Genomic DNA, 13,941 nt, shown 5'->3' with positions numbered 1-13,941 from the left:
AACCCCCACCGGCCCCAGGTATGCGGACCCCCCACGCGGTTGGAGAGGCTTTGGGCAGGAGCCGCGTTGGGGCGAGAGATCGGGGGCCCTTACGCTGGCCAGCGGATCGGGCCCCTGGGCCCCACCGCGTTTTCCCCGATCGGGCCCCCGATCTTGGAGGCTCGCCCCAACGGGGCTGCGTAAAGCCTCGGAAACCGCCCCAGCCACGAACGGCCAAGCCACCCGCAGGGCAGGTCACGGCTGTGCCAGCGCCCTGCTGCGGTCGCGGGCCGCTTCGATGGCCGCGATCAGGGCGGCCCGGACGCCGTGGTTCTCCAGTTCGCGGATCGCGCTGATCGTCGTGCCGCCCGGTGACGTCACCGCCTCGCGCAGCGTCACCGGGTGCTCGCCGCTGTCCCGGAGCATCACCGACGCCCCGATCGCCGCCTGCACGATCAGGTCGTGGGCCTTGTCGCGCGGCAGGCCGAGCAGGATGCCCGCGTCCGTCATCGCCTCGACCAGGAAGTAGAAGTACGCCGGACCGGAGCCCGACAGCGCCGTCGCCGCGTCCTGCTGCGTCTCCGGCAGCCGCATCGTCTTGCCGACGCCGTTGAAGATGTCCTCCGTCCGCGCGAGGTGCCGCTCCCCGGCGTGCGTGCCGCCGGAGATCACGGACATCGCCTCGTCGACCAGCGCGGGCGTGTTGGGCATGACCCGCACCACCGGCGTGCCGGGCGTGAGGCGGGACTCGACGAACGCCGTCGTGATCCCCGCCGCCGCGCTGATCACCAGCCGGTCGGCCGGGGTGTGCGGGGCCAGTTCCTCCAGCAGGGTCGGCATGTCCTGCGGCTTCACGGCCAGGATCAGCGTCCCCGCCGTCTTGGCGGCCTCCGCGTTGGTCACCACCTCCACGCCGTGCCTGGCCCGCAGCGCCTGCGCCCGCTCCTCGCGCCGCACGGTGACCAGGAGGTCGGAGGCGGACCGCCCCGCCCGGAGCATGCCTCCGAGCAGGGCCTCACCGATCTTTCCGGTGCCGAGAACGGCGATCTTGTGCGGCATGGCGCGGCTCACCCTGTTCTGTCGAGGAGGAAGGCTTGTGCCCTCATCCTCCCATCAGCGGGCGTCCCGCGAGACGACGGTCAGCCGCACGGTGTACCGCTCCTCCACCTGCCCGTCGGGGAAGGCCGCGGACAGCGCCTCCTCCTCCGCCGCGAGGATCGGGGCCGATCCCTCGGGCCCGAGTACCGCGAACGGCGAGTGGGTGGCGAGCGTCGCGAGGTGCGCGGCCAGCGGCTCGGTGCGGCTCCAGCGCAGCTCGCGGTAGACGGGGGCGAGGGCGGGGTCGACCTCGCGGATCAGGGCGGGCGCCTTGTCCGTGACGCCGTCCCTGCGGTAGCGCGGCAGCCGCCGCTTGAGCCGGATGACCTGCTCCTCGGCCCAGGGGACGCTGCGGTCGGTGACGTTCCACCACAGGGCGAGCGAGCCGCCGGGCCGCAGGACGCGCAGCGCCTCGGGAACGGAACGGGCCGGGTCGGTCCAGTGCCAGGACTGCGCGTAGGTGACCAGGTCGAACGAGCCGGGCGCGAACGGCAGCGCGTCACCCAGGGCGCGGACCAGGGTGGTGCCGGGGAGGTGGCGCAGGAGCTCGGCGGCCATGCCGGGGCCCGGCTCGACGGCGGTGACGCGGGCGCCGCGCTCCCGCATGGGGCGCGTGCCTATGCCGGTGCCGGCGCCCACGTCCGCGACGTCGGCACCGGCCAGCGGGCGTCCCGCCAGCTCCTCGACGGCGTCGTAGAGGGAGGGCGGGTAGGTCGGGCGGGAGGCGGCGTACTGGGCGGCGACGGCGTTGAAGGAGGTGGCGAAGTCCGGAAGGGTCATGGCGGTCAACTCCCCCGCCGCCACCGCCTTACACCGCGCGGGTCGGTACCGGGCCTGGGGCGGGGATGCACCCGTGGGAAGCCGTCGTTGGCGTACTCCCCGCGAGGCGCCGGACGCAGGCGGCGGACGATTCTGTGCAGGCCACGCATGGCGGTTCTCCTTGGCGTCGTCGGTGTCCTCACGCCGGCGGCGGAGCGCGAGCCGGGTCAGTCGAGCTCGCGCATCATCCGTTCCATCGAGGTGACGGACTTGCGGGTCTCCGTGAGTTCGTCGGTGTAACGGCGCAGGATCTCGGTGTTGTCCTCCAGCAGTTCGCCGTACTTGATGGCCAGGCGCTTGAACTCCTCCTCGCGGGACGCCAGCATGCGGGCCCGCCAGGTGGCGGCTATCTGCCAGACGACCACGATGAGGAAGGCGAAGACGCCGGCGGTGCCCAGGCCGGCCGCCCAGACTCCGGCCGGGTCGTCGGCCACCGTGACGGTTGCGTTGTTCACTTCGTTTCCTCTTTCTCCCGCTGCCGGTCCGCCGCCTGGGTGAGCGTGGCGGCGGCGTCCGCGACGGTGCGCGGGCTCAGCTCGTAGACGAACGGCGCCACCTCGAAGAACTTCATGGCCTTGCCGTCGTCGGACAGTTCGAGCGAGCCGATGACGAGCCCGGCGGCCTCCAGCCGCTGGAGGTGCATGTGGAGCAGCGGGCGGCTGATGCCGATCTCGCGGGCGAGCTTGCTGACGTAGTTCCGCCGGGCCCAGAGCGCGGCGATGATGCGCATCCGGTGAGGGTTGCCAAGGGCGGTCAGGACCTTCAGCAGCTCGTCACCGCTCATCGCGACCCTCCGTTCCGGGTGGTGCCACGCAAGATTCCCAACACCCCGGCTACCTGTCAATCGAAGCTGACACATGTCCGGGTGGACTCAGGGGTTTCCCTGGGATGTCTCCGGGGGCCCGCGCCCCCGGCACCCCTCAGGAGCGCTGGCGCCTGCGGCGCCCGGCGCGCCTGGCCGGGTTCCGTGAGCGCTTCGCGGTGCCCCGCCGGAACCGGTCGAGCGCGGCCTCGTGGTCCGCCCGCAGCAGCTTCTCGCCGGGCGCCTCCACCGCGCTGCGCACCGCGTACGCCGTGAACACGCCTACGAAGCCCACCACTTTGATGCTGCGGAACGCCGAGTCGTCCACCGCGGTCTCGCCGCGCGGGCGGCTGTACCCGCTCCAGGTGCGGATGAAGGCCATCACGCTGCACATCACCACCGCGATGACGACCAGCGCCCGCAGCCACCCGGCCGTCTCGGAGCCCTCCAGGCCGGCGTAGACGAACCACAGCACCCCCGCCCCCGCCACCGCCAGCACCGCGGCGAGCGGCCCGAGGAGGGAGCGGCGCAGGGCGTAGCCGCCGGTGTGATCGACCCAGTGGGTGCCGTAGAACCGGATCGGCTCGGGCCGCGGCTCTTCGTCCGGCAGTCCGTTCTGCTCACTGTGCGGGTGCGATGGGGACATACGGACGATTATGACGGTGCCCACCGACGGCGTCGTACGCTGTCCCTGCACAATCCGCCCACGAGGCATCGCACGCACGGGGGAGATGCCATGAACGACGAACCGGCCCTGAACGACGACCTGTCATGAACGGCCAGCGCGGCCCCGCGCCGGAGAGGCTCGGGGCGTATGTGGTGGAACGGCGGCTCGGCAGCGGCGGCATGGGCGTGGTCTATCTGGCCAGGACCGTGGCCGGGCGGCGGCTCGCGGTCAAGGTGATCAGGTCCGAGTACGCCGAGGACCCCGGGTTCAGGACGCGGTTCCGCCGCGAGGTGGCGGCCGTGCGGCGGGTGAGCGGCGCGTTCACCGCCCCCGTGGTGGACGCCGACCCCGACGGCGATCCCCCGTGGCTGGCCACGCTGTACGTGCCGGGCGGCTCGCTGACCGACCGGGTGGAACGGGAGGGGCCGCTGACCGTGCGCGAGGCGGCGCGGGTCGGGGCGCAACTGGCCGAGGCGCTTCAGGACATCCACGGCTGCGGGCTGGTGCACCGGGATCTCAAGCCGGGGAACGTGCTGCTGGCCGAGGACGGGGTGCGGGTCATCGACTTCGGCATCTCGCGGGCGCTGACGGACAGTCACCGGCTGACGGAGGTCGGCGCGGTGCTGGGCTCGCCGCCGTTCATGGCACCGGAACAGCTGACCGGGGCGGCGGACGCCACGACGGCGGCCGACGTGTTCGCGCTGGGCGCGGTGGTGGCGTTCGCGGCGACGGGGCACAGCCCGTTCGAGCCGGGCGGCTCGTTCCTCGGCGACCCGCTGGCGGTGGCGTACCGGGTGGTGCACGAGGAGCCCGAGCTGGACGATGTGCCGGAGTCGTTGCGGGAGTTGGTCTCGCTCTGCCTGGCCAAGGACCCGGCGCGGCGCCCCGGGCTGCCCGCGCTGCTGCGCATGGCGGACCTGGCGGACACCAGGGCGCGGGCCGCGCTGGTGAACGCGACACCGGCGCACGCCCCCGCGCACGAACCGGCAGGGGAGCCGGCGGCGCCGGACACCGAGCCCGGTGGGGAGCGGGGCACCGCGGCCGGGCCGCGGCGCGGTCGGCGGCGCTGGCTGGCGGGCGCGGCCGCGGCCGCGGTGCTGCTCTCCTCCGCGGGCGGCGGGATGTGGCTGGCCCAGTCCCCTGCGGACACGGGCGCGGGCCACGAGGACGGCGAGGTGGCGGCCCCGTCGGCGGAGGACCTGGAGCCGTGGGAGATCGACCTGCGGGAGTTCGGCGTGCTGGACGCGCCGACCGAGGGCTTCGCCTGCAAGCCCGCCGACGCCGGGCTGCTCTGCACGAGCGGCGGCAAGCTCACCGTGGTCCTCGACCGGAACGGCGAGGAGGTCCTCCGCTACGACGGCCCGCGCGACGCGATGGGTGGCCCGGAGGCCATCACCGGGTACGACACGGTCTACACCCGCTCGGACAAGGGGCTCGTCGCGCTGGACATCGACGGCCGGGAGCTGTGGGAGATCGACGCCCCCCAGCTGGCCGGGGCACTGCACCAGGTGTTCGGGACGCTGATGCTCCAGAACGGCGAGTCCACGCTGCGCTTCTACGAGACCGGCTGGCAGGACCCGGTGGGCATGTGGGAGGCGCCGGGCCGGTACATCACGCGGACGCTGGGCAACCGCGGCGGGGTGCTGGTGGAGACCCGGTCCGGCGACCTGGGCGACGACCCCCAGCTCATGCTGATCGACTCCCTGGGCCGCGAGGCGTGGCCCACGCCGCGTCGCCCGCCGGACGACGTCGCGGGCGTGCTGGAGCCGGTCGGACTGGACGGGGAAGCGGCCTACTTCCAGGAGGTCGACCCCGAACTCCCGGTGATCATCGGTGTGATGAGGATGGACCTCGAAAGCGGCGAGTGGACGCGGACCGAGCTGCCGCAGCCCGCCGAGCCGCGCAGCGTGGTGGCCGACGGCATCGTCTACGCCTCGACCATGGGCGGCCAGCTCACCGCCGTCGACGCCGCCGAGGGCACGGTCCTGTGGAACGAGAACATCGGCGTCTCCGCGATGTCCCGGCCCGGGATCGCCGAGGGTTCGGTCTGGGTCTCGGACGGGGAGGGCCGCCTGCACCAGGTGGACGCCGGAGACGGCTCGGTCGTCGGGACCGGGGAGGCGCACCCGGGCACGTCCGGGTTGGGAAGCGACGCGTACGCGTCCCCTCCGGTGGTGGTGGACGGCGTGGCGTACGTGGTGACCCTGGGGAACACCCTGTACGCCACGCGCGTCGGCGAGGAGTGAGGCGCGCGGGCGCGCTCAGCCGTCGCGTCGGCCTTCGAGCATGCTGATGTCCCGCACCGCGCCCTTGTCGGCACTGGTGGCCATGGCCGCGTAGGCGCGCAGCGCGAGGGACACCTTCCGTTCGCGCCCCTCGGGCTCGAACCGGCCGCCGAGCGCCTCCCGGCGCGCGGCCAGCTCCTCGTCGGAGACCTTCAGCTCGATCGCGCGCCCCGGGATGTCGATGCGGACCAGGTCGCCGTCGCGGACGAGGGCGATGGTGCCGCCGGCCGCCGCCTCGGGCGAGACATGGCCGATGGACAGGCCCGAGGTGCCGCCGGAGAACCGGCCGTCGGTGATCAGCGCGCATGTGGCGCCGAGCCCGCGCCCCTTGAGGAACGCGGTCGGGTACAGCATCTCCTGCATGCCGGGGCCGCCCCGGGGGCCCTCGTACCTGACGACGACCACGTCGCCCGCCGTGACCCGCTTGGCGAGGATCGCCTCGACGGCCGCCTCCTGCGACTCGACCACCACGGCCGGTCCCTCGAACGTCCAGACCGACTCGTCCACGCCCGCGGTCTTCACCACGCAGCCGTCCTCCGCCAGGTTCCCGTAGAGGACGGCGAGGCCGCCGTCGGCGGAGTAGGCGTGGGCCGTGTCGCGGATGCAGCCACCGGCGGCGTCGGTGTCCAGCGTCTCCCAGCGCTCGGACTGCGAGAAGGCGCTGGCGGAACGGACGCAGCCCGGCGCCGCGTGGAACATCTCCACCGCCTCGGGCGACGGGGAGCCGCCGCGGATGTCCCAGCGCTTGAGCCACTCGCCCAGGGAGTCGGAGTGGACGGTGTGCACGCCCTCGTTGAGCAGGCCGCCGCGCTGGAGCTCGCCCAGGATCGCGGGGATGCCGCCGGCGCGGTGCACGTCCTCCATGTGGTAGGCGCCGTTGGGGGCGACCTTGCACACGCAGGGGACCCGGCGGGAGACCGCGTCGATGTCGGTCATGCCGAAGTCGAGCCCGGCCTCCTGGGCGGCGGCCAGCAGGTGGAGCACGGTGTTGGTGGAGCCGCCCATGGCGACGTCCAGGGCCATCGCGTTCTCGAACGCGGCGCGCGAGGCGATGGCGCGCGGCAGCACGGTCGCGTCGTCCTGCTCGTAGTGGCGCCGGGTGATCTCCACCACCGTGCGGCCCGCGGCCTCGTACAGCTCGCGGCGGGCGGTGTGGGTGGCGAGCACCGAGCCGTTGCCGGGGAGGCCCAGGCCCAGCGCCTCGACCAGGCAGTTCATGGAGTTGGCCGTGAACATGCCGGAGCAGGAGCCGCAGGTCGGGCAGGCGGCCTCCTCGATGCGCAGCAGGTCCTCGTCCGAGGTGGTGTCGGTGACGGCCTCGGACATGGCGTGGATCAGGTCCAGGTTGGAACGGACCGTGCCGTCGACGAGGGTGGTCTTGCCCGCCTCCATCGGCCCGCCGGAGACGAAGACCGTCGGGATGTTCAGCCGGAGCGCGGCCATCAGCATGCCGGGCGTGATCTTGTCGCAGTTGGAGACGCAGATCAGGGCGTCGGCGCAGTGCGCCTCGACCATGTACTCCACGGAGTCGGCGATCAGGTCGCGGGAGGGCAGGGAGTACAGCATCCCGCCGTGCCCCATGGCGATGCCGTCGTCCACGGCGATGGTGTTGAACTCGCGGGGGATGCCGCCGGCCGCGGAGATCGCCTCCGAGACGATCCGCCCCACCGGCTGGAGGTGGGTGTGGCCCGGGACGAACTCGGTGAAGCTGTTGGCCACGGCGATGATCGGCTTCCCGAAGTCCTCGCGCGCTACGCCTGCGGCGCGGAGCAGGGCGCGGGCGCCCGCCATGTTGCGGCCGTGGGTGACTGTGCGGGACCTCAGTGTCGCCATGGTGATGACCCTCTCCTTCACAGAGGCGTGCGTCTGCCACCCGAGGCTACGCCTGCGGCCCGCCTTCCGGGACGGGGATACCGCGATACGAGACACGAGGGCGCGGTGCGCCACTAGGCTGTCATGCCGCAGGGTCGACCGGGGGGTTGGGCATGGCGGGGTCGGAACGGGTACGGATCGGGGCACCGCGCGGGCTGGTCGCGGTCACCGCGGGGGTGGCCGCCGGGTGGCTGGCCCTGGCGTGGGCGGCCTCGCGCGGGCAGCTCTCCGCGCTGCCGCCGGTGGCGCTGGCGCTCGCCGCGCTGACCGCGTGGCACGGGGCACGGCTGCTGCGTGAGCGGGTGGTCCTCACGCCGACCGGGGTGCACGAGCGGCGGCTTTCCGGCGCCGGGACGGTGATCCCCTGGCACCATCTGCGCCTGATCACGGTCGCGCCCGGCGCGGTCGAACTGCTCACCCGGGACGGCGAACGCCGCAGGCCCGCGGCGCTGCGGGGCGGCCTCGGGGTGACGCCGGGGCGGTTCGCGGCGCGGGTGGAGCTGCTGCGGTCGGCCGTTCCGGAGGGCGAGGCGGTGACGGTCGGCACGGCCGGGCCCTCAGGCGGCTGGAACGGGCGGCGCCTCGGCGCGCTGTGGGCCGCGGTGCTGGTCGGGACCGGGGTCCTCACCGGCGCGGCGCTGCGCGCGGACGCGCCGTGGCAGGCGGACTGGTGGCCGGGGGGTGAGGTGCTGGCGGACGTGCCCGACCCGTGCGCGGTGTCCGAGGACGCCGCGCGGGCGCTGGGCACGCAGTGGCGGCAGCCGCCCGAGCCTCCCCCGGGCGGCGGGGACGACGGGCCCGAGACGGACCTGTGCGCGTACGACGGCGACCGGGGCAGGCTGACGGTGGCCTTCGACCGCTACCCGTGGAGGGGCTCCTCGGCCGAGGCCCCGGCGGACGCGGCCGGTGCCGCCTACTACGCCGCCGGGACCTTCGCCATGGAGGCCGAGGAGATCGCCGGGGCGACCTGGCATGTGTCCCGGGACGAGCGCGGGCAGGAGATGTGGCTGCTGCGGTCCAACGTCTGGGCCACCGTCCGCTATCACGACTACGGCCCCGACGAGGCGCCCGAGCTGCCCGAGGACCTGGACGTGGAGCTGACCGCGCTGGCCGAGGACGTGGTGCGGGCCCTCGGGTGACGCGGGGCGTCAGCCCCGAGCGGCGGCGTCGGCCCCTTCGACCGGGCCCGCCGCGTCGGCCGGGTCCACCGCGTCCCCCGGGTCGGCCGCGTCCTCTGCGTTCACCGGGTCCGGCAGGTCGGCGGGGTCGGCCGGGTGGGGGGCCAGGAGCGGCAGGAGGCGCGGCGCCGAGGCCAGGCGCTGGGCGCACAGCTCGGCGAGCTGGTCGTAGCCCTCCTTGCCCATCAGCTCGGTCAGCTCGGCCCGGTAGCTGAGGTACACCGGCTCCGCCGCCCCGTGGGCCGAGGGCGAGCCGGTGCACCACCAGTGCAGGTCGTGGCCGCCCGAACCCCAGCCGCGGCGGTCGTACTCGCCGATCGAGACGTGCAGCCGCTGCTCGCCGTCCGGCTGCTCCACCCACTCGTAGGTCCGCCGCACCGGAAGCTGCCAGCAGACGTCCGGCTTGGTCTCCAGCGGCTCGCGCCCCTCGGCGAGCGCCAGCGTGTGCAACGCGCAGCCCTCGCCGCCGCCGAAGCCGGGGCGGTTGAGGAAGATGCACGCGCCCTGGAAGCGGCGGGTGCGGCGTTCGCCGTCCTCGTCCAGCTCGGTCCAGCCCGCCGCCGACGTGCCCTCCCCGTGGAACTGCCAGGTCTCGGGGGTCAGCCGCTCCGCGTGCCCGCTCACGCGCCTCTCGTCGTCCTCGTCGGAGAAGTGCGCGCCCAGCGTGCAGCAGCCGTCGGAGGCGCGGCCCGGCGCGATGCCCTGGCAGCCGCGGCCGAAGACGCACTCCCAGCGGGAGGTCAGCCAGGTGAGATCGCAGCGGAACACCTGCTCCGCGTCGGCCGGATCCGGGAACTCCACCCAGGCGCGCGGGTGGTCGAGTCCTACCTCGTCCCCGGCCGCGCGACGGCGCGCGCCGTCGAAATGCTGGGGGGCGGGATCGCCCGCCGGGACGGTTCTGCCCTGCTTCGCCCTCTTCGTCTTCGCCACAACCGCCAGGGTAAGGGCAAGGTAGCGTTGGCCGTCATGAGGCTCGGAGTTCTCGACGTGGGTTCCAACACGGTCCATCTGCTGGTCGTCGACGCGCACCGCGGCGCGCGTCCGCTTCCGGCCTCCTCGCACAAATCGGAGCTGCGGCTGGCGGAGCTGCTGGAGAGCGACGGCTCGATCGGCGCGGGCGGGGTCGAACGGCTGGTCTCCACCGTGCGGAAGGCGCTGGAGGTCGCCGAGGACCAGGGCGTCGCGGACCTGCTGCCGTTCGCCACCTCGGCCGTGCGCGAGGCGACCAACGCGGACGCGGTGCTGGAACGGGTCACGCGGGAGACCGGCGTCGAGCTGCGCGTGCTGTCCGGCCAGGACGAGGCGCGGCTGACGTTCCTGGCGGCGCGCAGGTGGCTGGGCTGGTCGGCGGGGCGGCTGCTGATGTTCGACATCGGCGGCGGCTCGCTGGAGATCGCCTTCGGCCTGGACGAGGAGCCCGACGCCGCCGAGTCGCTGCCGCTGGGCGCGGGGCGGCTGACGGCGGCCCGGCTGCCCGGCGACCCGCCCGACCCGGCGGACGTGCGGACGTTGCGCCGTTTCGTCCGTTCCGAAGTGGCCCGCGTCGTCGGGAACTTCACGCGGCACGGCGCGCCCGACCGGGTGGTGGGCACCTCCAAGACGTTCAAGCAGCTGGCGCGGATCGCGGGCGCCGCGCGGTCGACCGACGGGCTCTACGTACGACGCGAGTTGAGCGCGCCCGACCTGCGGACCTGGGGACAGCGGCTCGCGGAGCTGTCGGTGGAGGCCCGCCAGGAGCTCCCCGGCGTCTCCGAGGGCCGGGCCAGGCAGCTCCTCGCCGGCGCGCTGGTGGCGGAGGCGGCGATGGACCTGTTCGGCGTGGAGACGCTGGAGATCTGCCCCTGGGCCCTGCGCGAGGGCGTGATCCTGCGCCGGCTGGACCGGATGCGGATGGCGGAGGCCGCCTGAGGCGCGCGCCGCGTGCCCGCGCCGCGCGGCTCAGGCCGTGCGGCGGCGGAGCGTCGCGGCGCCGAGGGCGAGGACGCCGAGCGCGATGCCGGAGACCACGGCGACGTCCCGCCAGAAGTCGCCGGTGACCTGGGAGTTGCGCAGGACCTCGGTCATGCCGTCCACCGCGTAGGACATGGGCAGCACGTTCGAGACGTACTCCAGCACCGGCTGCATGGCGTCCCGCGGCGCGAAGAGGCCGCAGAGCAGGATCTGCGGGAAGATCATCGCGGGCATGAACTGCACGGCCTGGAACTCCGAGGCGGCGAACGCCGAGACGAACAGGCCGAGCGCGGTGCCGAGGATCGCGTTGAGCAGCGCCACGAACAGCAGCAGCCAGGGCGAGCCCGCGATGTCGAGATCGAGGAACCAGAGCGCGACTCCGGTGGCGGCCCCGGCCTGGAGGGCGGCGAACGCGCCGAAGGCGAGCGCGTACCCGGCGATCAGGTCGCCCTTCCCCAGCGGCATGGTCATCAGCCGCTCCAGCGTGCCCGAGGTCCGTTCGCGGAGCGTGGCGATGGAGGTGACCAGGAACATCGTGACCATCGGGAAGATGCCGAGCAACGAGGACCCGATGCGGTCGAACGAGCCGCGGTCGGAGTCGAACACGTAGTACAGCAGCACCAGCAGCATCACGGGCACCAGCAGGAGCAGCGCCACCGTGCGCGGGTCGTGGCCCAGCTGGCGCAGGACGCGGCGGGCGGTGGCGAGGGTGGTGGCCAAGCTCATCGGGACGCCTCTTCCCTCTTCCTGTCGGCGTCCACCAGATGCAGGAACGCCTCCTCGATCGACTCGGTGCCGGTGCGCCGGCGCAGCTCGTCCGGCGCGCCCTCGGCGAGGATCCGGCCGCCGCGCATCAGCAGCAGCCGCTGGCAGCGGTCCGCCTCGTCCATGACGTGCGAGGAGATCAGCAGCGTGACCCCCCGCTCGGCGGCGAGCCGGTGGAACAGGTCCCACAGGCTGCGCCGCAGCACCGGGTCGAGGCCCACCGTCGGCTCGTCGAGCACCAGCACCTCGGGGGTGCCGAGGAGCGCGACGGCGAGCGAGACGCGGGAGCGCTGTCCGCCGGACAGGGTGGCCGCCAGGGCGTCGGCGTGCGAGACGAGGTCGACGTCGGCCAGGGCCGCCGCGACGCGGTCGTGCCGGTCGGCACGCCGGATGCCGAGGACGGCGGCGTAGTAGTCGAGGTTCTGGCGCACGGTCAGGTCGAGATAGACGGAGGGCGCCTGGGTGACATAGCCGAGGCGGGGGCGGAGCGAGGCGCTGCCCGCCGGGCGGCCGAGCACGTCGAGCGTGCCGGTGACCCTGGCCTGCGCGCCGACCACGGCCCGCATCAGCGTGGTCTTGCCGCAACCGGAGGGCCCGAGCAGCCCGGTCACGCTCCCGCGCTCGACGGTGAAGTCGAGCCCCTTGAGTACCTCCGCGCCCCCGCGCACCACCCGGAGGCCGTGCGCTCGCACGGCGGGTGACGGGGGCGCGTCACCCGGCTCGTTTTTATTCATCATGCGTTTAATATGCTCCTCCGGGCGGCGCTCGGTCAAGCGGGGAACGGGGAGCACCCGACGTAGGCTTGGCGCCGTGGCGAATCAGGTACCCGTTCCGGAAGCGAAGGTCGCGCTCTCGACGGCCTCCGTGTACCCGGAGAACACCACCGCGGCCTTCGAGATAGCCGGCAGCCTCGGCTACGACGGCGTCGAGGTGATGGTGTGGACGGACCCGGTGAGCCAGGACCTCGACACCCTGCGGCGCCTCTCCGACCTGCACCAGGTCCCCGTTCTCGCGGTGCACGCCCCCTGCCTCCTGGTCACCCAGCGGGTCTGGGGCACCGACCCCTGGCGCAAGCTGCTGCGCACCAAGGACGCCGCGGCGCGGCTCGGGGCCGACACCGTCGTGGTGCACCCGGCGTTCCGCTGGCAGCGCGGCTACGCGCGGGACTTCGTCTCCGGCATCCAGCGCATCGGCGACGAGACCGACGTCACCTTCGCGGTGGAGAACATGTACCCCTGGCGTTACCGGGACCGCGAGCTGCTGGCCTACGCGCCCGCCTGGGACCCCACCGAGGAGGACTTCCCGCACTACACGCTCGACCTCTCGCACACCGCCACGGCCCGTTCCGACGCCCTGGCCATGGCCGCCCGCATGGGCGACCGGCTCGGCCACGTCCACATCGCCGACGGCACCGGCTCGGGCAAGGACGAGCACCTGATCCCCGGGCGCGGCAGCCAGCCCTGCGGCGCCCTGCTGGAACGGCTCGCCGCCACCGGCTACCGGGGCCATGTGGTGGTCGAGGTCAACACCCGCAGGGCCGTCTCGGCGGCGGCCCGCCGCGCCGACCTGGCCGAGGCGCTGGCGTTCACCCGGCTCCACCTGGCCACCACGGCGCCCTCGGCGCCCTCGGCACCCTCGGCGCCCTCGGCGAACGGCGCGGACCCCCGGTGAGCGCTCCCGTCGGCAAGCCGACCCGCAGACGCGGGCGCCCCTCCCGGGCGGAGACGGCCGACGGCACCCCGGCCGCGAAGGACCGCATCCTGGAGTCGGCGCGCACCGCGTTCGCCGCGTCCGGCTACGACAAGGCGTCCATCCGGGCGATCGCCCGGGGCGCCGAGGTCAACCCGGCGCTGGTCCACCACTACTTCGGCACCAAGGAGGGCGTCTTCGCCGCCGCCGTCGCCGCGGCCGCCGCCCCCGCCACGCAGGGGCTGCCGCAGGACGCGCAGTTCGCCGCGGACGAGTTCGGCGAACGGTTCACCCGGCTGTTCTTCGGCATCTGGGAGAACCCGGTGACCCGCAGCCCGCTCCTCGCCATCGTCCGCTCCGCGATGAACAACGAGACCGCCGCCCGCATCTTCCGCGGCTTCGTCACCCAGCAGCTGCTCTCGCGCATCGCCGGCGGTCTCGACGCCCCGGACGCCGAGCTGCGCGCCGAGCTGGCCGCCTCGCAGCTGGTGGGAACGGTGCTGCTGCGCTATGTGCTCAAGGCCGAGCCCCTGGCCGGGGCACCCGCCGAGGAGCTGATCCGCCGCCTGGCCCCGGTCGTGCAGCACCATCTGACGGGCGAGGCGGGCCGGTCCCTGGGGGAGGCCCGCTGAAGGGCGCCGGAGCGCGCGATCCGCTACGCGCCGGTCGCTGGTGCCGCGTCGGTCAGGGTTCGCCCGTCGAGGAGCGGCGCCCGGTGCGGTGCATCGCTGGGCCCCTCCTGCCCGTTGGCGGGCAAGGAGGGAGCCGGATCGCCCTCGTGCGTGGGGGCACCTCCCGGACGGAGTCCGGGGGAGCACTCGGGTGATGCGGCAACGC

14 protein-coding genes are annotated in these 13,941 nt (G+C 74.0%); 5 read left to right on the top strand and 9 right to left on the bottom strand.

Annotation, left to right across the window (positions count from 1 at the left end):
* Positions 1-234 precede the first annotated feature (234 nt).
* The 5 genes from proC to ADY01_RS22370 all read right to left on the bottom strand — a co-directional run bounded on the left by proC (position 235) and on the right by ADY01_RS22370 (position 3,344).
* A complete protein-coding gene (gene proC / locus ADY01_RS22390) occupies positions 235-1,038 on the bottom strand; it encodes a pyrroline-5-carboxylate reductase (RefSeq protein WP_049576629.1) in 804 nt (267 codons plus the stop codon).
* A 54-nt stretch (positions 1,039-1,092) separates the two neighbouring features.
* A complete protein-coding gene (locus ADY01_RS22385) occupies positions 1,093-1,857 on the bottom strand; it encodes a class I SAM-dependent methyltransferase (protein ID WP_049576626.1) in 765 nt (254 codons plus the stop codon).
* A 206-nt stretch (positions 1,858-2,063) separates the two neighbouring features.
* Positions 2,064-2,351, bottom strand: a complete 288-nt coding sequence (locus ADY01_RS22380; RefSeq protein WP_049576623.1) for a hypothetical protein — start codon at positions 2,349-2,351, stop codon at positions 2,064-2,066.
* Complete coding sequence (locus tag ADY01_RS22375) at positions 2,348-2,680, bottom strand: ArsR/SmtB family transcription factor (protein WP_049576621.1); 333 nt, start codon at positions 2,678-2,680, stop codon at positions 2,348-2,350. The genes ADY01_RS22380 and ADY01_RS22375 overlap by 4 nt, the downstream gene beginning before the upstream one ends.
* A gap of 136 nt (positions 2,681-2,816) precedes the next feature.
* Entirely contained in the window at positions 2,817-3,344 is a 528-nt protein-coding gene (locus ADY01_RS22370) for a hypothetical protein (protein WP_049576618.1), read from the bottom strand.
* A gap of 125 nt (positions 3,345-3,469) precedes the next feature.
* On the opposite strand from ADY01_RS22370, the gene ADY01_RS22365 reads away from it, so the two are divergent.
* Positions 3,470-5,611, top strand: a complete 2,142-nt coding sequence (locus ADY01_RS22365) for a protein kinase domain-containing protein (protein ID WP_049576616.1) — start codon at positions 3,470-3,472, stop codon at positions 5,609-5,611.
* 15 nt (positions 5,612-5,626) lie between these two features.
* Here ADY01_RS22365 and ilvD read toward each other — a convergent pair whose 3' ends face one another.
* Positions 5,627-7,483, bottom strand: a complete 1,857-nt coding sequence (gene ilvD / locus ADY01_RS22360; RefSeq protein ID WP_049576613.1) for a dihydroxy-acid dehydratase — start codon at positions 7,481-7,483, stop codon at positions 5,627-5,629.
* Between the two features lie 152 nt (positions 7,484-7,635).
* Here ilvD and ADY01_RS41345 point away from each other — a divergent pair, with 152 nt between their 5' ends.
* Positions 7,636-8,661, top strand: coding sequence for a hypothetical protein (locus ADY01_RS41345; RefSeq protein ID WP_049576610.1), 1,026 nt, complete (start codon positions 7,636-7,638; stop codon positions 8,659-8,661).
* 9 nt (positions 8,662-8,670) lie between these two features.
* On the opposite strand, the gene ADY01_RS22350 is transcribed toward ADY01_RS41345, so the two are convergent.
* Positions 8,671-9,630, bottom strand: a complete 960-nt coding sequence (locus tag ADY01_RS22350) for a hypothetical protein (protein ID WP_078900507.1) — start codon at positions 9,628-9,630, stop codon at positions 8,671-8,673.
* Between the two features lie 36 nt (positions 9,631-9,666).
* On the opposite strand from ADY01_RS22350, the gene ADY01_RS22345 reads away from it, so the two are divergent.
* A complete protein-coding gene (locus ADY01_RS22345) occupies positions 9,667-10,608 on the top strand; it encodes a Ppx/GppA phosphatase family protein (RefSeq protein ID WP_049576606.1) in 942 nt (313 codons plus the stop codon).
* Positions 10,609-10,638: 30 nt separating this feature from the next.
* Here ADY01_RS22345 and ADY01_RS22340 read toward each other — a convergent pair whose 3' ends face one another.
* Positions 10,639-11,376: an ABC transporter permease gene (locus tag ADY01_RS22340; protein ID WP_049576605.1), complete on the bottom strand. Its 738-nt coding sequence runs from the start codon at positions 11,374-11,376 to the stop codon at positions 10,639-10,641.
* The gene (locus ADY01_RS22335; RefSeq protein ID WP_049576602.1) at positions 11,373-12,152 is read right to left on the bottom strand and encodes an ABC transporter ATP-binding protein; all 780 of its coding nucleotides are present in this window, start codon (positions 12,150-12,152) and stop codon (positions 11,373-11,375) included. Before ADY01_RS22335 ends, ADY01_RS22340 begins: the two co-directional genes overlap by 4 nt.
* Before the next feature lie 73 nt (positions 12,153-12,225).
* Here ADY01_RS22335 and ADY01_RS22330 point away from each other — a divergent pair, with 73 nt between their 5' ends.
* Entirely contained in the window at positions 12,226-13,086 is an 861-nt protein-coding gene (locus ADY01_RS22330) for a sugar phosphate isomerase/epimerase family protein (RefSeq protein WP_049576600.1), read from the top strand.
* The gene (locus ADY01_RS22325) at positions 13,083-13,736 is read left to right on the top strand and encodes a TetR family transcriptional regulator (RefSeq protein ID WP_049576598.1); all 654 of its coding nucleotides are present in this window, start codon (positions 13,083-13,085) and stop codon (positions 13,734-13,736) included. The genes ADY01_RS22330 and ADY01_RS22325 overlap by 4 nt, the downstream gene beginning before the upstream one ends.
* The last annotated feature ends 205 nt before the right edge of the window (positions 13,737-13,941 follow it).

The organism is Streptomyces sp. SBT349 (genome assembly GCF_001083795.1).
Taxonomy (GTDB): Bacteria; Actinomycetota; Actinomycetes; order Streptomycetales; family Streptomycetaceae; genus Streptomyces.
The sequence above is the reverse complement of the archived record's forward strand: the minus strand, read 5'-3'. Positions and strand labels throughout refer to the sequence as shown.